The organism is Nocardia seriolae NBRC 15557, from assembly GCF_007990715.1.
GTDB lineage: Bacteria > Actinomycetota > Actinomycetes > Mycobacteriales > Mycobacteriaceae > Nocardia > Nocardia seriolae.
The window spans coordinates 22216-44958 of record NZ_BJWY01000014.1; the positions used below are offsets into that span (position 1 = coordinate 22216).

Consider the following 22743-nt stretch of genomic DNA (forward strand, 5'->3'; position numbering starts at 1 on the left):
ATTGTCCTCTCCGGCGCGGGGGCCGTCCCAGTCGGTATTCGCATCGTAGGTCGCGGCACGCCCGGTTTAGCGGACTGGTCGGTCGGAGGTGCGAACGCGGGTGATCACCACCGCGATAGACAGGGCGGCGGGGGCGGGTCTGGCCTTACCATCGAACAAGCGAGGTCACGCCGATGAAGAAAAGTTTGCATTCGGGTCGGCGTGCCGGTGGGGACCGGCATGCGAAACGCGCCCGCGCGCTGAGACTTTCACCCCGAACCCTACACCTCGGTCTGATGCTCGCGGCGGTGATCGCGTTGCTGATTCCCGCGGGCATCGGCTGGGCGAATCCGGGTGCGACCCAACCGGTCCCGATCACCACCGTCTCGGTGCCCGCGCCGCAGGAGCGCGCACCGATGAAAGTCCCTACCACCACGACGAATCCGCCCCAGAAGGACTGCCTGCCGGACTGCACCGGCACCCGCGACGGCGTGCCCGGCCAGAACGGCGGCAACCACTGCGACGATCCGACCAAGTGCGACGGCTCGGGGACCAGCGACGGCAAGTGCACGGGTGAGGGCTGTCTGCCGAAGACCGAACCGAAGTATTGCCCGGATGGTTCGGTGATGCCGTCGAGTGGCGTGTGCAAGACGACGCCGAAGCCGGAGTATTGCCCCGATGGTTCGGAGAAGCCGTCGGGCGGAACGTGCAAGACGACCCCGAAACCCGAGTACTGCCCGGATGGTTCGGGGAAGCCGACCTGGGGGACGTGCCCGACCACGCCCAAGCCCGAATACTGTCCCAACGGTTCGGTCAAGCCGTCGAACGGGGTGTGCCCGACCACGCCCAAGCCCGAATACTGTCCCAACGGTTCGGAGAAGCCGTCGAACGGAGTGTGCCCGACCACGCCCAAGCCCGAGTACTGCCCGGACGGTTCGGAGAAGAAGTCCGGTAGCAGCTGTCCGACCACGGATCAGGGTGGCGTCAAGCCGCCCACCGGGAATCCGCAACCGCCGAAACCGAATCCGGTGCCCACCACGCCGGTGGTGACCACCCCGCCGGTCGTGACGACCGCCCCGGCCCCGCCGCCGAGCGAGGAACCCAAGCCGCCGACCACCACGACCACCGCGCCCGTTCCGGCGCAGACCTCCGGGTTGTCGCTGAATCCGCCCGCGGTGCCGCCCGGCGGGCAGGTGACCGCCAGTGGGTCCGGGTGTGATCCGGGTTCGGATGTGCGGCTGTCGATCGGTGGCGCGAACGTGGGTGACACCAAGGCGCGCGCCGACGGCGGCTTCGAGGCCACGCTCGCCACCGGCGGGGCCGAGATCGGTCAGCACGAGGTGACCGCCGAGTGCGGTAGGAAGCTGGCGGCCGATCTGGACATCGTGCTGGTCAGTCAGGTCGGGGGCGGCGCGGCCACCATGACCGTGCTGCTGTTCTTCCTGCTCATCGGCGGCTGGTTCTACGGCCACCGTCTGATCTCCCATCTCCCGGCCCGGAGGCCCCGATGACCAGCTGCACACCCGCGCACGGAGAATCGCCGAGAGCGCCGCTGCCGCGCCCGTCCACGGTCGCGCTGCTGGCCGTAATCGCCCTGGTGGCAGCGATATTCACGGCCGGACCCGCCGCCGCGGCGGGCGGGGTGAGCGCGACGGCCACCGTCGGCGGCCGCGCCATCGCGGGCGCGAATGCGAGCAATCCGGTGCGCCTGGATCCGAAGAAGGTGGTGCTGGTCGTCGTCGAGGTGACCAATGGCACCGCGAAACCGGTGTCGGTCCGCCGGGTGGACCTGGCCGGGCACGTGCTCGGCCTGAACTTCTACTCCTATTCCACGACGGTCGAATTGACCGTCGCGGCGGGCAAGTCCGACAAGCTCACCTACCGGCTGGATCCCGCGGGCCTGGACGGTCAGGCCACCGGGCTCATCGGCTCGGACCTCACCCTCATCGGCGCGGACGGCAAGCCGCTGACCGCCGTGCACACCGTGGTCGACGTGCGCGGCTCGCTGATGTCGGTCTACGGCCTGTTCGGCATCATCATCGCCGTGCTGACCGGGCTCGCCATCGCCGACGCGGCCCTGACCGTTGCGCGCCACCGCCTTTCGGCCAACCGCTGGCAGCGCGGCCTGCGACTGCTGGCACCCGGCCTCGGGATCGGCCTGATGATCGGGTTCACCGCCTCGGTGGCGCGCTGGTGGGTGCCCGGCACCGAGCTGTGGCTGACCCTCGCCGGCGTCGTCGCCTGGCTCTTCTTCCTGGCCGGGTACCTCTCACCCACCCCGGGCCGGTCCGACGACCTGGGCCTGGACCCCGAAGATCTGGCCGCGGCAAGGGAACTCGACGCGCGCGGCTTCGCGGCGAGCGTCCCGGGGGCGCCGGTCGGCGCGGGCATGTCCCAGCCCGGTGGTCCCCATCCGGGGATCGGCGGCCCCGACCCGGCGCTGTTCCCCGTGCCCGGCCCCAATCCGCCCTACGGCGGCACCTATCCGGACCTGCCCGCGCCCGGACAGCCCGGCGGCACCTTCCGGGACCTGGACATCCGCGGCGCGAACCCGGCCGATGCCGCGACCCGGGTCGTGCCCGGCGCGCCCGTGGGACCCCCTGCGGCGCGGGTGTTTCCGGGCGGACCCGCACCCGACGCGGCCGGTCGGGATTTCTACAGCGGCGAGACGACTCGCATGACGCGGCCGGGATTCGGCGGAGCATACCCGGGCGGCGGGCCACTGGCCTCCGCCATGACACCCCCGTCGGGTGAGACCGCGGTCGTGCCGAAGGGTTCCGATCCGGCGGGCACCATCGCCCCGTCGGCACCCGGCACCATCGCCCCTTCCGGGCCTGCCACTATCGCCCCGTCGGGGCCTGTCACCATCGCCCCGCCCGGGCCGGGCACGGTTGGCTCGCCGGGGCCGGGCGCGGTGGCCGCGTCGGGTACGGGCTCGGGCGGATTGCCTGCCGTGAGCCGACCACCCGATGGGCCGGGCTCGGAGCCGTTCCGCTGTTCGGCCTCCGGTGTGGAGGAGGCGACGATGGGGTATCCGTCGGGCGTGCAGCGGCCGCGGCCGCCGGGCGGGCGGGGTGAGACCACCTTCGGGCGCGGCGTGGACCTGGGCAAGCCGGGAGAGGAAGGCGACGAGCCGACCATTCGAAGTGCGCCCGGCGGCAAGGGATCCGGGGACGGGGGAACGGGTACATGAGTGTGGCGAACCTGACCGACGCCGATCTGGCGCGGGTGCGGGCGGCGCTGCCCGGGTACGAGATCGGTGGGCAGATCGGTCGCGGCGGGTGCGGCGTGGTGCTGGCCGGGGTACACCGGGGGCTCAACCGCCGGGTCGCGATCAAGCAGATTCCGCCGCAGTTCGCCGACGATATGCAGGTGCGGCGGCGGTTCGTGGCCGAGGCGCGGATGATGGCGGCGCTGGACCACCCGCACGTGGTGCCGGTGTACGACTATGTCGAGCACGAGGACCTGTGCCTGCTGGTGCTCGAGTGTCTGCCCGGCGGCACCGTCGAGAACCGTTTCGTCACCGCGGGATTCGAGGCGACCGCCGCGCTGGCCGTCGCGCTGTCCTGCGCGGCCGGACTGGACGCGGCCCACCGCAGCGGCATCCTGCACCGCGACGTGAAGCCCTCCAACCTGATGTTCGCCGCCAATGGGACGTTGAAGCTCACCGACTTCGGCATCGCCAAGATCGTCGGCGGCGAGGAGACCCTGGTGACCCGTGCCGGGGAGATCATCGGCACCCCGTCCTACATCGCGCCCGAACAGGTGCGCGGCCACCAGCTTTCGCCCGCCACCGACGTGTACGCGCTGGCCACCATGCTCTACCAGCTGCTCTCGGGGGTACTCCCGTTTCCCACCGGCTCCGACGCGCTGGCCCTGCTCTTCGCCCATGCCTACGGCGAACCGGTCCCGCTCGCCGAGGTCGCGCCCTTCGTCCCGCAGCCCATCGCCGACGCCGTCATGCGCGGCCTGGCCTGCGACCCCGCCGAACGCTACGACACGGCCGAAACCTTCGGCATCGCCATCGCCGAACCCGCCGCGCACCTGTGGGGCGCGAATTGGCTTACACCCGTGGGTATTCCGGTGATCGGCGCGGACACGATCGTCGCCGCCGCGACGGGTGGCGGACGCAATCTCCGCGGCGCGGGCCCCTACACCCCGCCGCCGGGGGCGAACCGCTCGGGACCGCTGACGCCGCCACCTCGACGCGGTCCGGCAGGGCAGGTTCCCTGCGACACGACCGCTGACTCACTGCCGCGGCCCGCGCCGCAGGGCGCACCGGCCGGTCTGTATCGGGGCCCCGAAACGCCCGCGCCTCAAGGCGGACCCGGCGACCGTCGTGGTGCGCCACCGTCCGCTCCGCCCGGTGGTCCGCGCCAGACTTCCGGCGATCTCCGCAATGTTCCCGGCGATCCCCGCAACGCCCCGACCCGGCGCTCGGGCGCAGGCCCGGTCGCGACGCCGGGGCCTGCGGGTGCGGGGATATCGGCCGGGCGGGGCGGTCCTGCCACGCCGCCTCGGCAGGGTCCGGCCGCATCGGGCAGTGCCGGCGCATACCCGCCGGGACCCGGATCAAGCGGTGCGCCACCGGGATACGGCCCGGTGGGGATGCCGGGGCCCTCGGGCCCGGTGTGGACCGGGCCGATGGAACGCGTGCGGCCCAAGGAGCCGATCCAGCACGGCGGGGTGCGGCTGGCCGAGGTGGCGCGGGCGGATCTGGTGCCGGTGCAGCGCGTGGTCACGTTGCCCTCGCCGCGGGTGCCGTTCCTGGCGGGCGCGATGCTGGCGGCGGTGACCGTCGGGGCCGCAGTGCTCGGGCTGGGTGCGGCGGATCGGAATGTGCCGCCGGCGGGGATGATTCGGATCGCCGGAGCCGATCCGGCCGCGCAGACGGTCGAGCTCGATCTCTCGAAACCGGTGCCGGTCACGATCACCGGGTCGGACGCGGACAGCGCGAAACTGTCGGTGAATGTGCTGGGTATCGGTGCCGGAGGCGAGAGCGCGGACCTGAAGGGCGGTGCCGGTGAGCTGGCGGCACCGGTGAACAAATATGTGCTCGCCGGTCGGCTGACGGGTGAGCTGTCCTTGTCGCGCAATGGTTCCCAGATGCAGGCGTATCGGTTCGGGGTGCGGACCACGCAACCCGCGACCACCACCGCGACCGCCGTCGGCGTGCTGCTGTTGTTGCTGTTCGCCGGTGCCTACGCCGAATCCAATGCCCGGACGCTGCGCCGCGGCAGTGCGCGGTTCGCGTCGACGGTGGGCCTCGCCATCAGCGCGGGTCTGCTCGGGGTGGCCGCGGTCGGCGCCTCCTGGGTGCTGCTGGGACACGAGCCCACGCTGCTCGGTGTGATCGGGTGCGCCGCAGGCGGTGCCGCCGCCGGGCTGGCCCTGGCCACGGGCTGCCGCCGGGTCGGCAAACGGTACCGCTACGTGCGGATACAACGCCTCCGGGAGCGCGCCTGAGCGGCCCGCCGCGAGCGTAATGGTAGGCCCGCGTTCACGCGATACACGCACGAGCGCGGCAGGATCGGTGACCGCGCGAGAGCACGGGGGTGGAACATGGCGGGGCGTCCGGTCATCGAAATACGGGAGTGGGGGCGGCCCGCGCGGCGTCGCCTGCTCGACGGGCCGATCGTCTTCGGACGCGACGGCAGCCACGAGGTCCTCGCGGACAGCGGGGGCTCGCGGCAGCACCTGCGACTGGTGCCGACCCCGACCTCGCTGTCGGTGGTGGACCTGGGCAGCCGTAACGGCACCACCGTCAACGGCGTGCCGCTGACCGGGCGACACGAACTGGTGACCGGTGACGTGGTGCGGCTGGGCCGCAGCGAGATCCTGGTCCTGCACACCCCCACCGCGGAGTTCGAGGAGCACGAGCTGTCGGCGACGGTGCTGGGCCCGTCGGGTCCACTGCCGCGTCCGCCGGGTGCGCGCGCCGCGCTGCCGCGCTGGGTGAACGCCGCCAACCGGGTCCTCGGCATCGATCCCACCGGCGAGCGAAATCCGTTCCCCGCCTTCACCGAACTGCCCAGCCGGATTCCGCTGCCGGTCTGGCAGGCGGCGCGGTTCGCGAGCATCGCGGTGTTCCTGGCGCTAGTCGTCACCCTGTTCGTGCGGCCCGCCGCCGGGCTGTTCTGGTTCTTCAAGGTGGTGGTGCCGATCCTGCCGGGGCTGTTCCTGATCGCGCCGGGCCTGTGGCGCAACACCTGTCCGCTGGCCGCCACCAATCAGCTGCCGCGACTGTTCGGTTTCACGCGCGCGGCGACACCACCGGTCTGGATGCAGCGGCGGGGCTACCTGATCGCCGTCGCCCTGTTCTTCGGCATCGCCGGATCCCGGGTTGCTGGACTGGATCGCAGCGGAATCGCCACGGGTGCAGTGCTTTCCGCAGTACTGGTGGCCGCTTTCACCGGCGGTGTGGCGTTCAAGGGCAAGAGCGGCTGGTGCAGCAGCATCTGCCCGCTGTTCCCCTTGCAGCGGGTCTACGGGCAGACGCCGTTCGTCACCATCGCCAATAATCACTGCCGTCCGTGCGTGGGCTGCGCCAAGAACTGCTTCGACTTCAAGCCGCGCGCCGCCTACCAGGCCGATATGGCCGACCCGGATCCCGGCTGGAGCGCGCCCCGCAAGCTGTTCGCGGCGGCGCTGCCCGGGTTCGTGCTGGGCTTCATGGTGCTGGCCGGATACACGGGACTTCCTGTACTGCAACGGTATCTGGTGCTGGCGGTGTTCCTGCTGGCCGCGATCGGCGTCTACTTCGCGGTCGAGGCGCTGACCGGGGTGAGCGCGGCCATGCTCTCGGCGGTGTACGCGGCGCTCGCGTTGAACGTCTTCTACTGGTTCGCCGGACCGGTGCTGCTCGCCTCGTTCGCAACCGTCACCGGTGTCGGCGTGGCCTGGTTGCACTGGCCGATCAGCGTTTTCGTGCTGGTGGCCTCCGTGCTGTTCCTGGCTCGGACCCGGGTCAGCGAGCTGCAATACGCGCTCACGACCGGGGCCCGCACCGAACCCGTCCTGCTGCCCTTCCCGCGACCCCGCGCCGACGCCGAAAAGCCCGCCGCCACCGGCCCTTCGGTGATCCTGGACGGCACGACGGTGGCCGCCGAGACCGGGGCCAGCCTGCTCGAACTCGCCGAACAGGCGAGCCTGCCGCTGGAGGCGGGCTGCCGCATGGGCGTCTGCGGCGCGGACCCCGTGGCGGTGCTCGAGGGCGGCGATCAACTCTGCGAACCCACCGGCGACGAGCGGAACACCCTGCGGCGGCTGGGTTTCGCCGCCAATACCCGCATGGCCTGCTGCGCCCGCGTCAACGGCGGCGGCATCAAGGTGGCGCTCACCCCCGAGCCCGGCCACGGCAATGGCGACCGCCCGGCCCACTTCGACCGCTCGCTGGTGAGCCTGGTCGTCATCGGCAACGGCATCGCCGGTGTCACCGCCGCCGACTTCCTGCGCCGCGGCCACCCGGACTGCGAAATACACCTGGTCGGCCGGGAATCCCACGACTTCTACAACCGCATGGGCATCTCCCGCCTGATCCCCGGCCGCTCCGCCATGCAGGGCCTGCACCTGCTGCCCGAACAGTGGTACGAGGAGCACCGCATCCACCCGTGGCTCAATACCCTGGCCACCCAACTGGATCCGCGCGCCCAGCGCGTCCACCTCGGCACCGGCGACGTGCTGCCCTACGACCGGCTCATCCTCGCCACCGGGGCCGCCGCCGCGCTGCCCGAGATCGAGGGCCTGCACCGGCCGGGCAGCTTCGTGCTGCGCGAAGCCGGTGACGCCCTGCGCATCCGGGCCTACGCCCAGCAGCGCTCCTGCACCCGCGCCGTGGTCGCGGGCGGCGGCCTGCTCGGGCTGGAGGCCGCATATGCCCTGCACCAGTTGGGCTTACGGGTCACCGTGCTGGAGCGCGGTGAACGCATGCTCGGCAAACAGCTCGACCGCCGCGCCTCGGCCATCGTGCACGACCACTTCGCGCGCGCCGGTATCGAGGTGCGCCACCGCGCCGAAACAGCCGCTCTGACCGGGGGTTCCGGACCGATGGGCCGGTCCGGCGGCCAACCGGACGCGAGCCCGGTCACCGCCGCGATCCTGAAGGACGGCACCGTCGCACCGTGCGAGATCTTCCTGGCCTCGATCGGCATCCGACCGAACGTGGATCTCGCGCGCCGCGCCGGAATCCCGGTCCGGCGCGGCATTCTGGTGGACGACCGCATGCGCACCGCCGCGCCGAACGTGTACGCGGCCGGGGACGTGGCCGAGCATCGGGAGCGGGTGCTCGGGCTGTGGCCGATCGCGGCGGAGCAGGCGCAGGCCGCGGCCGTGAACGCGCTCGGCGGCGATCAGGTGCTGAGCGCGGAGACGCCCGCGACCATCCTCAAGGGCGTCGGCCTGGAGCTGTTCAGCATCGGGCAGGTGGAGCCGGGGCAGCGCGACGAGGTGATCGTGGTCGACCGTGCGCCGCAGCGGTCCTACCGCCGCCTGGTCATCTCCGCGAACCGACTGGTCGGCGCGATCGTCCTCGGCCACCACCCGACCGACGTGGCCGCCGCCCAGCAGGCCGTCCGCGCGCGCCGCGAGATCGACCCGTACTCCCGCAATGCCCTTCAACAAGGAGACTGGTCGTCTTTGCAATGACCACCGCTCCCGGCGACGACCCACCGCTCCCAGCAATGGGTCAGGGCTCCCCGCGATGAGCTACGGCGAGCCCGGCGCGGTGCGGTAGGTGAGAACCCGCTCGCCGATGCGCAGACTCCACCCCGCCTTCAACTCCATCGGCCGCTGCCCCACCCGAACCCAGTCCGCCGCACCGGGAGCCGCCACGAACGTGCCGCCCGGCGTCCCCGCGTCGCGCACCTACACCAGGCCGTTCTCGATGAAAACCCGCGCGTGCACCCGCGACACGTGCCGATCCCGCGCGATCACGATGGGCGAGGCCACCGCTCGCCGCACCGCCTCGTCGATCATCGGATCCCGGCCGATCACGTAGGGGCGATCCAGCGGATACACCGCGCCCTCGGCACCGGTCAGCGCACCGGCCACCGCGGCCTCCGCCGCCGTGGTGGGCGGCGGCGCGCCGCGACCCCGGGGCGCGGATTCCTCGAGGGCTTCGGCCCCGGGGCTATAGGCGGCCGTGGGCGGCTGGTCGGCCGGGTCCGGCCGGTCCGCACGCCGCCTCGCGGCACCCGAATCGGCATCGGGCGCTGGACGTTTCGATAGATCCGGACCCGCCGCCCGCGGCCCGTGCGCATGTTCCGGACCAGTCGCCGGTGCTCTGCGCGTCTCGGCGGGTGTCGCACGCGTCGCGGGGCCGGAGTCGACCTGTGCCTCGATCCGCACCCGCTTGTCGAGCACACCCCCGGGCCGGTCGGATCCGGAACCGCCGGCCAGCCGCGAACCCGGAGCCGGAGTGGTCGCGGCATTGCGCGGATTGGCCGCCCCGGCCTCGGCCGGGGATTCCGGCGTCGGGGAAACCGGCTGTCCCCGACCGGATCCCGATGCCGGGGTCGGCCCGGAGAAGCGGGTGTGCGACGGCGTGGGAGTCGGGGCCCGGCGGGTCGTGGCCGGGATCGGGGCCTCCTCGGCGGCAGCGCTCGGCGCTGCCCCTGATGAGGCGCTCGGCATCGCCTCGGACGGGGCGTTCGGCATCGCCTTGGACGGGGCGTTCGGCATCGCCTTGGACGGGGCGTTCGGCATCGCCTTGGACGGGGCGTTCGGCATCGCCTCGGCGGCGGCTTTCGGCGTGGGCTCGGGAGCGGATTTCGCGCCCGCCTCGGCGGCGGGGTTCCGCGCGGCCTCTCTGAGGCGCGCGGCCCCCAGCCCGGAAACCGGGGCGTGCAGGACGAAACCGCCGCCCGCCACCACCCCGGCCCGCAGATCGGTGTGCGCGATCTCGCCGCCCACCCCCTCGGCGATCACCGTGAGCCGCCGCACCGGATTCCGCACGATCTCGTCGGCCCAGGTCATGGCCCGCTCGCCGGACAGCGTGCGGGCGCCCTCCGGGCCGTCGACCGCGGCCGTCACCGGGCCTCGCAGCAGGATCAGGATCCCGCCCGCGGTGGGCGCGACCACACCGAACGCGGGCGGCTGCGCGGAACCGCTGCTGAACACGGTCGCCGCCAGGCGCTGCGCGATCGCCACCCCCGGATCGGGTGCGCTCGCCGCGGTCTCCGCCGCCCCGAGTATGCGGTCCGTGGAAGGACTCTCACCGTGCAGGAAGATGACCAGGTTCGCGAACCGCGCGACCAGTCCCGCCCCCGGTATCAGCCCGACCGTCGTCGGAATTCGGCCCATCCGCGCCTCCCTCTCCCGGCGCTCACAACATCGCTGCCAAGCATAGGACCGTTGCGCCCGCCTCCGCAGCGCCCTGTCACCCGGGGACACCGGGTTCCCGGAAGACACGGATCGCGCCAGATTGCCGCAATGTCACCCATATCCCGGACCGGCGGGCGAGGATCGAGGCATCGTGCCGGTGCATCCGGCTCCGGCATCACCGATGAGGACCGAACCATGATGGGCACGATCATCAGGAACACGACCGCCGCCGCGGTCGGCTGCGCCGCGCTCACGACCGTCGTCGGCCTGGCCGCCCCCGCCGGCGCCACCGCCACCCGGATCGGCATCGACCCGGGCATCAGCTTCGGCATGGCGAGCAACTACGGCACCGGCTGCAGCTACGACGTCGACGGCTACGTCGACGACCCCAGCACGCCGGTCGTCTTCTACGACAACAGCGTTCCCATCGGAATCGCGAAGCCTTCCGGAGCGCTCGCCCAGATTCGCTGGACACCCACCACCACCGGTCCGCACCGGTTACAGATCTGGCAGTACCACCGCGACAGCGAGGACGTCTTCCCCTACGTCGACATCCACGTCGGCACCGGCATAGCCACCGGCTCCGGCTGCAACGTCTTCGGCTGACCCTTACCGGCCTATTCGAAGGCGGCGCGGGCGGCGGGTTCGGCGGCCTTGCGGTCCTCCTCGACCAGGCCGATACGGGTGCGGCGGTCGAGGAGGTCGGATTCGTCGAGGGCGCCCTCGTGGGTGACCGCGAAGGCGAATTCGGCGGCGGTGACGTCCATACCGGGGGCGACCTCGGCCGACAGGGCCGGAGACTGTTGCGTCAGCTGGAGAATCGCCGTGGCCTCGCTGCCGAAGCGCTCGACCAGGCGGGGCGGAGCCGCGATGGCGTCGCGGGCCGCGCCGGAGACCGCGCCCACCAGCGGTAGGGAGCGGGTGCGGCAGGGGGCGGCGGGCAGGCTCGCGTGTGCGACCGCCGCGTCCACGGTGTCCTCGGCCATCTTTCGATAGGTGGTGAGCTTGCCGCCGACCACCGTGATCAGGCCGGTGGGGGAGGTGAGGACGGCGTGCTCGCGGGAGATGTCGGCGGTGCTGTCGCCGCCGGTGCGCAGCAGCGGGCGCAGGCCCGCGAAGGTGCCGCGAATATCGCTGCAGCTCAGGGGCTCTCGCAGCACGGTATTGACGGTGTCGAGCAGGAAGTCGATCTCGGCGTCGGTGGCGTGCGGCACGTCGGGCACCGGGCCGGGGGCCTCCTCGTCGGTGAGACCCAGGTAGACCCGGTTGTGCGCGGCCGGGAACGCGAAGATGAAGCGGCTGGTGCTGCCCGGGATCGGCACGGTCAGCGAGGCGGTGAGCCCGCCGAAGGCCGCCGCGTCGAACACCAGGTGGGTGCCGCGCGAGGGCCGCAGTTCGATGCTGGGATCCACCTGATCGGCCCACACGCCGGTGGCGTTGACGACCGAACGCGCTGTCACATCCAGGGTTTCGCCGGTCAGCGTGTCCCGCAGGGTGGCCGAGGTGCCGGTGACATTCGTGGCCTCGACCCGGGTCAGCACCGACGCGCCCTCCCGCGCCGCAGTGCGGGCGATGCCCACCACCAGCCGCGCGTCGTCCACCAACTGCCCGTCCCAGGCCAGCAAGCCGCCGCGCAGCCGGGCCCGGCGCACGGTCGGGGCCAGCCGCAGCGCCTCGGCGGCGGCCACCCGCCGCGAGCGCGGCAGCACCGACGCCGGGGTTCCGGCCGTCCGCCGCAGCACGTCACCGGCCAGGAACCCGGCCCGCACGAGAACCTTCTGCGCCGCACCGATATTCGGCAGCAGCGGCACCACCTGTGGCAGCGCCCGGGTCAGATGCGGGGCGGTGCGGGTCAGCAGAATGTCGCGCTCGACCGCGCTCTCGTGCGCGATCCCCACCCCGCCGCTGGCCAGATACCGCAGCCCGCCGTGCACCAGCTTCGAACTCCACCGGCTGGTCCCGAACGCGAAGTCGTGCTTCTCCGCCAGCACCGTCCGCAGCCCGCGCGCCGCGGCGTCCAAAGCCACTCCGGCACCGGTGATACCGCCACCGATCACCAGCACGTCAATGGGCTCCCCATCGCCCAGCCTGGTGAGTTCCCGCTGCCGTCGCGCCGCATTCAGCGCCGAATCGCCCGTGTTCCTAGCCATGGAGGTCCTCCCAAACTGTGCGCTTGTCGCCGAGTGGCACACCAGCGAGGGGATTTGCCCGAATTCGCCGCGCTGGTGTGCCACTCGACGGATCGGGGGTGGGGTTTAGGTGGGGGTGAGGTAGCCGTGGAGGGCGCGGGCGAGTTCGGTGTCGAGGTGCGGGGCGTCGATTACCGGTTCGAAGGTGCTTGCCGACTGGACGGAGGACTGGGCGATGAGGAGCAGCATGGCGGACAGGTGGGCCGGATTGCCGTCGCGAATCGAGCCGTCGTCCTGGCCCTCCAGGATGGCCGCGGCGAACAGGTCCAGCAGGGCGCGCTGATTGCGGCCCAGTCGCTCGAACACGTAGGTGAGCATGATGTCGGTGTCGGCGCGGAAGATCTTGGCGAACAGGGGGTTCCGGCGCATTGCCGCACCGCCGCCGACAATGCCGCCGACCAGGCGCTCGCGGGCGCTGCCGGTGCTTGGCGCGGTGCCGGTGATGATCTCACGTAGTTCCCGCACCAGCAGATCCGCCACCAGGGACCCGGTGTCGGGCCAGCGCCGGTACACGGTCGGGCGGCTCACGCCCGCGCGCCGGGCCACCTCGGTGAGGGTGGTCCGGCGCACGCCGAATTCGGCGACGCAGGCGCGCGCCGCGTCGAGGATGGCCCGATCGACGGCGGAGGAGGTTTCGGTAGAACTCACTGCTTGCACCACCGGAGACTAGTTCGGTTACTGCTTGACATTCTATGTCAGACTGTAACGCATGGTCGACACACAAGCACCCGCCGCATCGACGGAAAACCCGGGCGAGCCGCAGGCCCGCGCGAGTATGGTGTGGGACGCCTGGGGCTCCCCGTCCGGACACAAACCGCTGCCCGAGCAGATTCGGGGACTGCTCGCACAGGTATTCGGGGTGTCCGGCGAGCCGGTGACTCGTCGCGATGAGGGCGACGTGCCGCTGCGCGCCTCGGCGCTCACGCCGGAACAGCACGCCGGGCTCGTCGCGGTGGTCGGAGCCGAGAACCTGTCGATCGACCATCGCGACCGCCTGCTCCGCGCGGGCGGCAAGTCCACCCCGGACCTGCTGCGCCGCCGCGCCGCGGGCGAACAGGACGCCCCCGACGCCGTCGTCTTCCCCGCCGATCACGACGATGTCCTCGCGGTGCTGAAGTACTGCTCCGCCAAGGGCATCGCGGTCGTCCCGTTCGGCGGCGGCACCAGTGTGGTCGGCGGCCTGGACCCGGCACGCGGCAGCTTCCCGGCCGTCATCGCCCTGGACCTGCGTCGCCTCGACACCCTCACCGACCTCGACCCGATCAGCGGCACCGTCACCCTGGGCGCGGGCCTGTCCGGCCCGCAGGCCGAGGAACTGCTTGCCCGCCATGGCTTTTCGCTCGGCCACTTCCCGCAGAGCTTCGAATTCGCCACCATCGGCGGGTTCGCCGCCACCCGTTCCTCGGGCCAGGCCTCGGCCGGGTACGGGCGCTTCGACGACATGATCATGCGCCTGCGGATCGCCACCCCCGCGGGTGATCTCGATCTCGGCCGCGCCCCCGCCTCGGCCGCCGGACCCGATCTGCGCGAGCTGTTCTCCGGCTCGGAGGGCACCCTCGGCATCATCACCGCGGTCACCCTGCGCGTGCACCCGGTCCCGGAGACCACCGCCTACCAGGCATGGTCGTTCCCCGACTTCGCCACCGGCGCGAACGCCCTGCGCACGGTCATCCAGGCCGGGGCCGCCCCCACCGTCATGCGCCTGTCCGACGAGGCCGAGACCGGCCTCAACCTGGCCCGCGCCGGGGATGTCGGCGGCGCGGCCGTCGGCGGCTGCCTGGCCGTCACCACCTACGAGGGCACCGCCGCGCACGTGGCCGCCCGCAGCGCCGAGGCCGCCGCCCTGCTGGCCGCCGCCGGCGGCACCGCACTGGGCGAAACGCCCGCCCAGGAATGGGAGCACGGCCGCTTCTCCGCCCCTTACCTGCGTGATGCCCTGCTCGACGTGGGCGTGCTCTGCGAGACCCTCGAAACCGCCACCAACTGGGCCAATCTCGCCAACCTCAAGGCGAAAGTGACCGCCGCGCTGACCGACACGCTCACCGCCCAGGGCACCCCGGCGCTGGTCATGTGCCACATCTCGCACACCTACCCGACCGGTGCGTCGCTGTACTTCACCATTGTCGGAAAGCAGGCCGATGACCCGATCGCCCAGTGGGCCAAGGCCAAACGGGCCGCGGGCGACGCCGTCGTGGCCGCGGGCGGCACCATCACCCACCACCACGCCATCGGCGCGGACCATCGCCCGTGGATGACCGACGAGGTCGGCGACCTCGGCGTGCGGGTGCTGCGCGCGGTGAAAAACGCCGTAGACCCGTCCGGAATCCTCAACCCTGGGAAGCTGATTCCGTGACGACCATTCGCTCCATCGCCCTGGTGACCAACCCGCTGTCCGGGAAGGGCAAGGGTGCGCTGGTCGCCGTCGAGGCCGCCAATCTGTTCGCCGAGCGCGGTGTCGAGGTCACCGAGATCCGCGGCGACTCGGCCGCGGAGAGCGAACGCCTGCTGCGCAAGGCGCTGGCCGACTTCGACACCCGGCCCGACGCCGTGGTGGCCGCCGGCGGCGACGGCCTGACCGGCGTGGTGCTGCAGGCCCTGGTCGGCACCGGCCTGCCCCTGGGCCTCATCCCCGGCGGCACCGGCAACGACCTGGCCCGTGAACTCGGCATTCCCGACGACACCCCGGCCGCGGTGGCCGCCGTGCTGGGCGGCAATACCCGCTCCATCGATCTCGGCACCGTGGAGACCGAGGAATCCGGGCGCGCGCTCTGGTTCGCCACCGTGACCGGCACCGGCCTGGACGCGCGAGTCACCCTGCGCGCCAATGCCCTGCGCTGGCCCAACGGCCCCAAGCGCTACACCGTCGCCGCACTGCTCGAGCTGGCGAGCAAGCTGGCGGTGCCGTACCGCATCGAACTGATCGGTTCGCCCGACCACCCGGACGGCACCGTGCTCGAGCTCGACGCGATCATGGTGGCCGTCGGCAATACCCGCAGCTACGGCGGCGGCATGCAGGTCTGCCCCGACGCCGTCATCGACGACGGTCTGCTGGATCTGACCGTCGTCGGTGCCATGTCGCGCCTGGACATGCTGCGCCTGCTGCCGGACCTGTCCTCCGGCAAGCGCATCGACCACCCGGCCGCGGCCTTCCACAAGGCCCGCGAGATCCGCCTGACCGCGCCCGGCGCACCCGCCACCGCCGACGGCGATCCGGCCGGGCTGCTCCCGGGATTCTTCCGGGCCATCCCCGGCGCGCTGGACGTCCTGGTGCCCTGATCCTCGTCACCCGCCCGAGCGGTCCGCCGCTCGGACAACACTGCGCCCCATGCCTTTTCGGCATGGGGCGCAGTGCGTATGCGGGGGTTGTCGCAGACGCGTCACCATTCCTGGATGACGGCCACGCCCTCCCCGTCCACGAGGATGTCCACCGAACCGTTCGGATGCGCCGCGGCCTCGCCGACGATCGTGGGCATGTCCGCGAAGACATAGGTGCCGTCGTGGGGAATCTGCGAATCGGGCTGGACGCCGACGCTGACCGCGGGGCCGGGTGCGAACCTGTCCACCAGGGCCGGAATCGGGCTGTTGGCCAGGGCTTGGGTTTCGCCGGGGGAGAGTTCCACACCGGCCGCACCGATCTGCGGAATCACGAACGGGGTTGCGGCGGAGGCGGTTCCGGTCGTGGCCAGTCCGGCGATGGCGAAGCCGGTGACGAGGACGGCGGGGGCGGCGATGGTTCGAACGCGCATGATGACTCGCTTTCCGGCGGTGGGACCGGAGTCCCTTGGGAGCTGTCTCGGTACTGCGATGAACTTGAGTACGACTGGCGCCAGCCGAGATAGCTAGAAGACATCACCGCAGGTGGTAGAGACAAGTAATCGCGAGTCAGCTCACCCCGGGGAGCCGGAGTGGCCTTCGACACGTGCCCTGACCGGGCGAATGGGACGCTCGGCCGGGTGATCGGGGCGCTCGGTCAGGCGGGGCGGCCGATCAGCAGGTGCCCGGGGATCGGCTTGTTCGGCAGGTCCCGGCGCTCGACGGCGAGCCCCGCCTTTTCCATGGCCGCGATGACCTCCGCGACCGGGCGCAGTGTGAAACCGTATGGCGTGAAAGGCATTTTCGCCATGGCGTCCGGATCGCCGATGCCGATGACCAAGCGGCCCTTCGGCTTCAGCACCCGCGCCAGTTCGGTGCACGCCGCATCCAGCTCCGGCACGAAATACACGGTGTTGCAGGTGATCACGGCATCGAGCGAGGCGTCGGGCAGCGGCAGCTCGGTGAGTGAGCCCGCGGCCAGCTTCAGCCGTCCCTCGGACAGGTCGGCCGCGAACTCCGATCGCGCCCGGTCCAGCATGTCCTGCGACAGCTCGATCCCGGTCACCGTCCCGGTGGCCCCGACCCGCTCGAGCAGCAGCGTCAGCCCGATGCCGCCGCCGAATCCGATATCGGCGGCCGCGTCCAGGGCGCTGACCTCGGCCGCGGCCACCGCGGCCGCGATCATCGGCCGATTGCCGCGATTGAGGAATCGGGCCACGCCCTTGCCCAGTAGTCCGCGCGGATTTCCCAGTTTTCCGGCCACCGTCGACATCACCCGCGAGACAATCGGATTCATGGTGAAGAGGCTACCCGCCGGTCACCTGACAGGTGGTCTGTCACGACGCGAAAACAATGCGGCGGACGCAACGCTCATGCAACGAAAGCTGTTCTAACCTGGCCCATTTGGGCCAGAACCTGAGAATTGCCTTTGGATCCGGAACAGCGGCCCGAAACGGCGGTAGGCTGAGGTTCGAGGGCGAGGCTTCCGGTGTCCCTCATCCGCCGGAAGCCTCGCCCTTCGGCTTGCTCGCGACAGGGCCCTCCGGCGGCCCGCTCCGACCCCGGCGGGCCCCTACCAAAAACCCGGTCGTTGGGCGATAATCCCTGCCCTTAGAATCGACCGGTGACCAGCGCAGCCTCTGAGAACCCGCGTAATCGTGCCGATGCCCTCCCCAAGAGCTGGAACCCCGGCGATGTCGAGGCCGACCTGTACGAGCGTTGGGTAGGCGCCGGTTACTTCACCGCCGACACCTCCAGCGGCAAGCCGGCCTACTCGATCGTGCTGCCGCCCCCGAACGTGACCGGCACCCTGCACATGGGCCACGCCCTCGACCACACCCTGATGGACCTGCTCACCCGCCGCAAGCGCATGCAGGGCTTCGAGGTGCTGTGGCTGCCCGGCATGGACCACGCCGGCATCGCCACCCAGACCGTGGTGGAGAAGCAGCTCGCCGTCGACGGCAAGACCAAGGAGGACTTCGGCCGCGAACTGTTCGTGGACAAGGTCTGGGACTGGAAGCACGACTCGGGCGGCCAGATCCAGGGCCAGATGCGCCGCCTCGGCGACGGCGTGGACTGGAGCCGCGACCGCTTCACCATGGACGACGGCCTCTCGCGTGCCGTGCAGACCATCTTCAAGCGTCTGTTCGACGCGGGCCTCATCTACCGCGCCGAGCGCCTGGTGAACTGGTCGCCGGTGCTGCAGACCGGCATCTCCGACCTCGAGGTGGACCACAAGGAGGTCGAGGGCGAACTCGTCTCGCTGCGCTACGGCTCGCTGAACGACGATGAGCCGCACGTGATCGTGGCCACCACCCGGGTGGAGACCATGCTCGGCGACACCGCGGTGGCGGTGCACCCGGATGACGAGCGGTACCGGGCCCTCATCGGCACCACCGTCTACCACCCGATCACCGGCCGCCAGATCCCGATCGTGGCCGACGACTACGTGGACCCCGAATTCGGTTCCGGCGCGGTCAAGATCACCCCGGCGCACGACCCCAATGACTTCGAGCTCGGCCTGCGCCACAACCTGCCCATGCCCACCATCATGGACAAGACCGGCAAGATCGCCGACAGCGGAACCGAATTCGACGGCATGGACCGCTTCGAGGCCCGGCTGAAGATCCGCGAGCGCCTCGAATCCGAGGGCCGCGTGGTCGGGCGCAAGTACCCCTACATCCACCAGGTCGGCCACTCCGAGCGCTCCGGCGAGCCCATCGAACCCCGCCTGTCCATGCAGTGGTGGGTCAAGGTCGAGGGCATCGCCAAGGCCGCCGGTGACGCGGTCCGCAACGGCGACGTCAAGATTCACCCCGCCAGCCAGGAACCGCGCTGGTTCGAGTGGGTCGACAACATGCACGACTGGAACATCTCGCGCCAGCTGTGGTGGGGCCACCGCATCCCGATCTGGTACGGCCCCGAGGGCGAGATCGTCTGCGTCGGACCCGACGAGCAGGCGCCCGAGGGCTACGTCCAGGACCCGGACGTGCTCGATACCTGGTTCTCCTCGGGCCTGTGGCCCTTCTCCACCATGGGCTGGCCCGACGCCACCGCCGAGCTGGAGAAGTTCTATCCGACCAGCGTGCTGGTGACCGGCTACGACATCCTCTTCTTCTGGGTCGCCCGGATGATGATGTTCGGCATGTTCGTCTCCGACGACGCCGCCATCACCGCGGGCAAGCACGCGGACCACAAGCAGGTCCCGTTCCAGGATGTGTTCCTGCACGGCTTGATCCGCGACGAGTTCGGCAAGAAGATGTCCAAGTCGCGCGGCAACGGCATCGACCCGCTGGACTGGATCAACGAGTACGGCGCGGACGCCACTCGATTCACGCTGGCCCGCGGCGCGCAGCCCGGCGGCGACCTGTCGGTCGGCACCCCGCACGTGACCGCCTCGCGCAGCTTCATCACCAAGCTGTTCAATGCCACCAAGTTCGCGCTCATGAACGGCGCGCAGCCGGGCGAGCTGCCCGCGCGCGAGACCCTCACCGATACCGACCGCTGGATCCTGGACCGGCTCGACGAGGTCATCGCCGAGGTCGACGGCGCGCTGGACCGCTACGAGTTCAGCAAGGCGCTCGGGGGCCTCTACCACTTCGCGTGGGACGAATTCTGCAGCTGGTACCTGGAATTGGCGAAGGTCCAGTTCGCCGAGTCCGAGGAACGCGCGGCGAGCACCCGCATCGTGCTGGGCAACGTTCTCGACGCCGTGCTGCGCCTGTTGCACCCCGCGGTCCCGTTCGTCACCGAAACCCTGTGGCAGGCACTGACCGACGGCGCGGAGGGCGAGTCCATCGTCATCTCCGCCTGGCCGACGGTCTCCGCCGCCACCGCCGACGCGGTTGCCGCCCGGCGCATCTCGGACACCCAGAAGCTCATCACCGAGATCCGCCGCTTCCGCGCCGACCAGGGCCTGGCCGACAGCCAGAAGGTGGCCGCCAAGCTGGTCGGCATCGACGCCGCCGACCTGCCCGGCCAGCAGCCGAGCATCGCCAACCTGGCCAAGCTCACCGCGGCGGGCGACGACTTCGCCGTCACCGCCTCGCTCGAGGTGCGCCTGACCAATGCCACGGTCACCGTCGAGATCGACACCTCCGGCACGGTCGACCTCGACGCCGAGCGCCGCCGCCTGGAGAAGGACCTGGCCGCCGCCCAGAAGGAACTGGCGGGCACCAACGGCAAGCTCGGCAACGAGGCGTTTCTGGCCAAGGCCCCCGACGAGGTCGTCGCGAAGATCAAGGCGCGCAAGGAGATCGCCGAGGGCGACGTCGAGCGCATCACCGCCCGCCTCGCCGAGATCGTCACGCTGGCGGCCAAGTGAACGACGAACCGGAACGCCAGTACGCGGAAGGCTCATTGAGCGCCACCGGCACCTCGCCGGTGGACCTGGCCGAAATGGCGCTGGTCGAGGCCGAACTCGACCGGCGCTGGCCGGAGACCAAGATCGAGCCGTCGCTGACCCGCATCGCGACCCTGATGGACCTGCTGGGCTCGCCTCAGCAGTCCTATCCGGCCATCCACATCGCGGGCACCAACGGCAAGACCTCGGTCACCCGCATGCTCGACTCGCTGCTCACCGCCCTGCACCGGCGCACCGGGCGCATCACCAGCCCGCACCTGCAACTGGCCACCGAGCGCATCGCCATCGACAACGCGCCCATCACGCCCGGGCGCTACGTCGAGGTGTACCGGGAACTGCTGCCCTACATCGAGCTGGTGGACAAGCAGTCCAAAGCCGCGGGCGGCCCGGCCATGTCGAAGTTCGAGGTGCTCACCGGCATGGCCTACGCGGCCTTCGCCGAAGCGCCCGTGGACGTGGCCGTGGTGGAAACCGGGCTGGGCGGTCGCTGGGACGCCACCAATGTGATCGACGGCCAGGTCGCGGTCATCACCCCGATCGGGTTGGACCACACCGACTATCTGGGCACCGACCTCACCTCCATCGCGGGGGAGAAGGCCGGAATCATCAAGAAGGCCGTCGAGGACGAGCTGTCCCCGCGCGACACCGTGGCCATCATCGCCCAGCAGGAACCCGAGGCCATGGACGCGCTGCTGCGCCGCGCCGTCGAGGTGGACGCGGCCGTGGCGCGCGAAGGCTCGGAGTTCCAGGTGCTTTCGCGCCGCGTCGCCATCGGCGGGCAGATGCTGGAACTTCAGGGCCTGGGCGGCGTCTACGACGACATCTTTCTGCCCATGCACGGCGAACACCAGGCCCGCAACGCGGTGCTGGCGCTGGCCGCGGTCGAGGCGTTCTTCGGCGCGGGCGCGTCCCGGCAGCTCGATATCGACGCCGTGCGAGCGGGTTTCGCGGCCGCCGCCAGCCCCGGCCGGATGGAGCGCATGCGCAGCGCGCCCACCATCTTCATCGACGCCGCCCACAACCCGCACGGGGCCAAGGCCCTGGCCGCCACGCTGACAAGCGAATTCGACTTCCGCAAACTGGTGGGTGTGATCGCGGTACTGGGTGACAAGGACGCCGGCGGCATCCTCGACACCCTGGAACCGGTCTTCGACGAGATCGTCGTCACCGAGAACGGCTCCCCGCGCGCCCTGCCCGTCGACGATCTGGCCAACCTGGCCGTGCAGCGCTTCGGCGATGAACGCGTGGCCGTGGCGAACGATCTCGCCGATGCCATCGAGACCGCCATCGCATTGGCCGAGGAAGGCGAGGATGGCGAATTGGTCTCGGGCGCGGGCATAGTCATCACCGGCTCGGTCGTCACCGCCGGGGCCGCCCGCAGCCTGTTCGGAAAGGACCCCGCATGACCTCCGACGCCAAGCCCGAGGTTCCGCCACCCGCCACGGACCCGTGGAAGGGCCTGCGCGGGGTCATGGCCGGAACCCTGGTCCTGGAAGCCATCACGGTCCTGCTCGCCCTGCCGGTGATCAGCGCGGTCGGTGGCGGTCTGCGCTGGTGGTCGGTGCTCTACGTGGTCGGCCTGGCCGTGATCATGTTCCTGGGTGCGGGCCTGCAACGCCGCCCCTGGGCCATCCCCTTCAACCTGGCCCTGCAGGTGGCTCTACTGCTGGGCGGCTTCATTCACCTCTCGATCCTGGTGATCGGCGTGGTCTTCGTCGCCGTCTGGATCTTCGTCCTGTTCCTGCGCGCCGATGTGAAAAAGCGCATGGAGGCCGGGATACTGCCCAGCCAGCGCATGTCCGGAGCCTGAAAAATCCCCTGAATCGGGCGGACCGGGGCATTGTCCCCGGTCTGCGTTTTTCCTGCTGAGGGCGCGCCGGTTAAGGTTGCGCTTGTGACTGAGCAGACGTTGGTACTCATCAAGCCCGACGGCGTGGCCCGCGGCCTCATCGGGGAGATCATCACCCGCATCGAGCGCAAGGGTCTGAAGCTCGCGGCCCTGAAGCAGGTGAACGTCTCCGAGGAGCTCGCCGCCGAGCACTACGCCGAGCACGCCGAGCGCCCGTTCTTCGGCTCGCTCATCGAATTCATCACCTCCGGCCCGGTCGTCGCGATCGTCCTGGAAGGCCCGCGCGCCATCCCCGCCTTCCGCCAGATCGCCGGCGGCACCGACCCGGTCGAGAAGGCCGTCCCCGGCTCCATCCGCGGCGACTACGCCCTCGAGACCCAGTACAACCTGGTGCACGGCTCCGACTCGCCCGAGTCCGCCAAGCGCGAGATCGCGCTCTGGTTCCCCGAATTCGCGCTCTGATCTCTCCGGGGGCCGTGCCCCCGCAGCTCCACCGATAGGTCCGGGGGCCCACCCCCGGACCCCGGAATCAGCGGCCGCCCGCGAGACTCGCGAGGCCCGCTCCGGGCCGCGTGGGCACGACGCCCCGACGTGGTGTGGGATACTGGCTCTGGAAGTGACCGACGCCGGCCGTTTGCGGCAGGTGTCGTTCACCTTCGAATTGACACCGCGGAGCGACGGACGATCATCGCTGCCGCCGACGGCTTCCAAGACTCGGCCGCCGGGCAGGC

The 22743-nt window shown here is 71.0% G+C and carries 17 protein-coding genes; 11 read left to right on the plus strand and 6 right to left on the minus strand.

Features of this window, described 5'->3' with window-relative positions; all coding sequences use genetic code 11:
- The first annotated feature begins 275 nt into the window (after positions 1-275).
- The 4 genes from NS2_RS06835 (at position 276) to NS2_RS06850 (ending at position 8622) form a co-directional block, all read left to right on the plus strand.
- Positions 276-1490 (plus strand): hypothetical protein, encoded by a 1215-nt coding sequence (locus tag NS2_RS06835; RefSeq protein WP_052086117.1) that lies wholly within the window; start codon positions 276-278, stop codon positions 1488-1490.
- On the plus strand, positions 1487-3172 hold the full coding sequence (locus tag NS2_RS06840) for a hypothetical protein (protein ID WP_147207110.1): 1686 nt from the start codon (positions 1487-1489) through the stop codon (positions 3170-3172). Before NS2_RS06835 ends, NS2_RS06840 begins: the two co-directional genes overlap by 4 nt.
- On the plus strand, positions 3169-5445 hold the full coding sequence (locus tag NS2_RS06845; protein WP_036548341.1) for a serine/threonine-protein kinase: 2277 nt from the start codon (positions 3169-3171) through the stop codon (positions 5443-5445). Before NS2_RS06840 ends, NS2_RS06845 begins: the two co-directional genes overlap by 4 nt.
- 96 nt (positions 5446-5541) lie before the next feature.
- Complete coding sequence (locus NS2_RS06850) at positions 5542-8622, plus strand: FAD-dependent oxidoreductase (RefSeq protein WP_033086541.1); 3081 nt, start codon at positions 5542-5544, stop codon at positions 8620-8622.
- A 60-nt stretch (positions 8623-8682) separates the two neighbouring features.
- On the opposite strand, the gene NS2_RS35850 is transcribed toward NS2_RS06850, so the two are convergent.
- Positions 8683-8841, minus strand: a complete 159-nt coding sequence (locus NS2_RS35850; RefSeq protein ID WP_155239901.1) for a hypothetical protein — start codon at positions 8839-8841, stop codon at positions 8683-8685.
- On the minus strand, positions 8842-10278 hold the full coding sequence (locus tag NS2_RS06855) for a hypothetical protein (RefSeq protein ID WP_096490678.1): 1437 nt from the start codon (positions 10276-10278) through the stop codon (positions 8842-8844).
- Between the two features lie 216 nt (positions 10279-10494).
- Between NS2_RS06855 and NS2_RS06860 the strand changes: the two genes are divergently transcribed.
- Positions 10495-10905, plus strand: a complete 411-nt coding sequence (locus NS2_RS06860; protein ID WP_052086112.1) for a hypothetical protein — start codon at positions 10495-10497, stop codon at positions 10903-10905.
- Positions 10906-10916: 11 nt separating this feature from the next.
- On the opposite strand, the gene NS2_RS06865 is transcribed toward NS2_RS06860, so the two are convergent.
- Both NS2_RS06865 and NS2_RS06870 read right to left on the minus strand, forming a co-directional pair.
- Positions 10917-12449 (minus strand): glycerol-3-phosphate dehydrogenase/oxidase, encoded by a 1533-nt coding sequence (locus NS2_RS06865; protein ID WP_033086539.1) that lies wholly within the window; start codon positions 12447-12449, stop codon positions 10917-10919.
- 105 nt (positions 12450-12554) lie between these two features.
- Positions 12555-13145, minus strand: coding sequence for a TetR/AcrR family transcriptional regulator (locus tag NS2_RS06870; RefSeq protein ID WP_033086569.1), 591 nt, complete (start codon positions 13143-13145; stop codon positions 12555-12557).
- Between the two features lie 118 nt (positions 13146-13263).
- Between NS2_RS06870 and NS2_RS06875 the strand changes: the two genes are divergently transcribed.
- Positions 13264-14841: an FAD-binding oxidoreductase gene (locus NS2_RS06875; protein ID WP_033086568.1), complete on the plus strand. Its 1578-nt coding sequence runs from the start codon at positions 13264-13266 to the stop codon at positions 14839-14841.
- On the plus strand, positions 14838-15764 hold the full coding sequence (locus NS2_RS06880) for a diacylglycerol/lipid kinase family protein (RefSeq protein ID WP_052086111.1): 927 nt from the start codon (positions 14838-14840) through the stop codon (positions 15762-15764). Before NS2_RS06875 ends, NS2_RS06880 begins: the two co-directional genes overlap by 4 nt.
- Before the next feature lie 101 nt (positions 15765-15865).
- On the opposite strand, the gene NS2_RS06885 is transcribed toward NS2_RS06880, so the two are convergent.
- Positions 15866-16234, minus strand: a complete 369-nt coding sequence (locus NS2_RS06885) for a hypothetical protein (protein ID WP_033086538.1) — start codon at positions 16232-16234, stop codon at positions 15866-15868.
- A 224-nt stretch (positions 16235-16458) separates the two neighbouring features.
- Positions 16459-17097 carry a class I SAM-dependent methyltransferase gene (locus tag NS2_RS06890; RefSeq protein WP_147207111.1) on the minus strand — a complete coding sequence of 213 codons (639 nt, stop codon included), beginning with the start codon at positions 17095-17097 and terminating at the stop codon, positions 16459-16461.
- Positions 17098-17424: 327 nt separating this feature from the next.
- Between NS2_RS06890 and NS2_RS06895 the strand changes: the two genes are divergently transcribed.
- The 4 genes from NS2_RS06895 (at position 17425) to ndk (ending at position 22474) form a co-directional block, all read left to right on the plus strand.
- Positions 17425-20124 (plus strand): valine--tRNA ligase, encoded by a 2700-nt coding sequence (locus tag NS2_RS06895; RefSeq protein WP_033086536.1) that lies wholly within the window; start codon positions 17425-17427, stop codon positions 20122-20124.
- A gap of 74 nt (positions 20125-20198) precedes the next feature.
- Positions 20199-21569, plus strand: a complete 1371-nt coding sequence (folC, locus tag NS2_RS06900; protein ID WP_052086122.1) for a bifunctional tetrahydrofolate synthase/dihydrofolate synthase — start codon at positions 20199-20201, stop codon at positions 21567-21569.
- A complete protein-coding gene (locus NS2_RS06905; RefSeq protein WP_033086535.1) occupies positions 21566-21973 on the plus strand; it encodes a DUF4233 domain-containing protein in 408 nt (135 codons plus the stop codon). Before folC ends, NS2_RS06905 begins: the two co-directional genes overlap by 4 nt.
- A gap of 84 nt (positions 21974-22057) precedes the next feature.
- The gene (ndk, locus tag NS2_RS06910) at positions 22058-22474 is read left to right on the plus strand and encodes a nucleoside-diphosphate kinase (RefSeq protein WP_033086534.1); all 417 of its coding nucleotides are present in this window, start codon (positions 22058-22060) and stop codon (positions 22472-22474) included.
- Positions 22475-22743: the final 269 nt, after the last annotated feature.

Bases quoted from the DNA above. Each gene is read 5' to 3' on its own strand.
- NS2_RS06835 (WP_052086117.1), top strand. From the start codon at position 276: ATGCTCGCGGCGGTGATCGCGTTGCTGATTCCCGCGGGCATCGGCTGG.
- NS2_RS06840 (WP_147207110.1), top strand. From the start codon at position 1,487: ATGACCAGCTGCACACCCGCGCACGGAGAATCGCCGAGAGCGCCGCTG.
- NS2_RS06845 (WP_036548341.1), top strand. From the start codon at position 3,169: ATGAGTGTGGCGAACCTGACCGACGCCGATCTGGCGCGGGTGCGGGCG.
- NS2_RS06850 (WP_033086541.1), top strand. From the start codon at position 5,542: ATGGCGGGGCGTCCGGTCATCGAAATACGGGAGTGGGGGCGGCCCGCG.
- NS2_RS06855 (WP_096490678.1), bottom strand. From the start codon at position 10,278: ATGGGCCGAATTCCGACGACGGTCGGGCTGATACCGGGGGCGGGACTG.
- NS2_RS06860 (WP_052086112.1), top strand. From the start codon at position 10,495: ATGATGGGCACGATCATCAGGAACACGACCGCCGCCGCGGTCGGCTGC.
- NS2_RS06865 (WP_033086539.1), bottom strand. From the start codon at position 12,449: ATGGCTAGGAACACGGGCGATTCGGCGCTGAATGCGGCGCGACGGCAG.
- NS2_RS06875 (WP_033086568.1), top strand. From the start codon at position 13,264: ATGGTGTGGGACGCCTGGGGCTCCCCGTCCGGACACAAACCGCTGCCC.
- NS2_RS06885 (WP_033086538.1), bottom strand. From the start codon at position 16,234: ATGCGCGTTCGAACCATCGCCGCCCCCGCCGTCCTCGTCACCGGCTTC.
- NS2_RS06890 (WP_147207111.1), bottom strand. From the start codon at position 17,097: ATGAATCCGATTGTCTCGCGGGTGATGTCGACGGTGGCCGGAAAACTG.
- folC (WP_052086122.1), top strand. From the start codon at position 20,199: ATGGCGCTGGTCGAGGCCGAACTCGACCGGCGCTGGCCGGAGACCAAG.
- NS2_RS06905 (WP_033086535.1), top strand. From the start codon at position 21,566: ATGACCTCCGACGCCAAGCCCGAGGTTCCGCCACCCGCCACGGACCCG.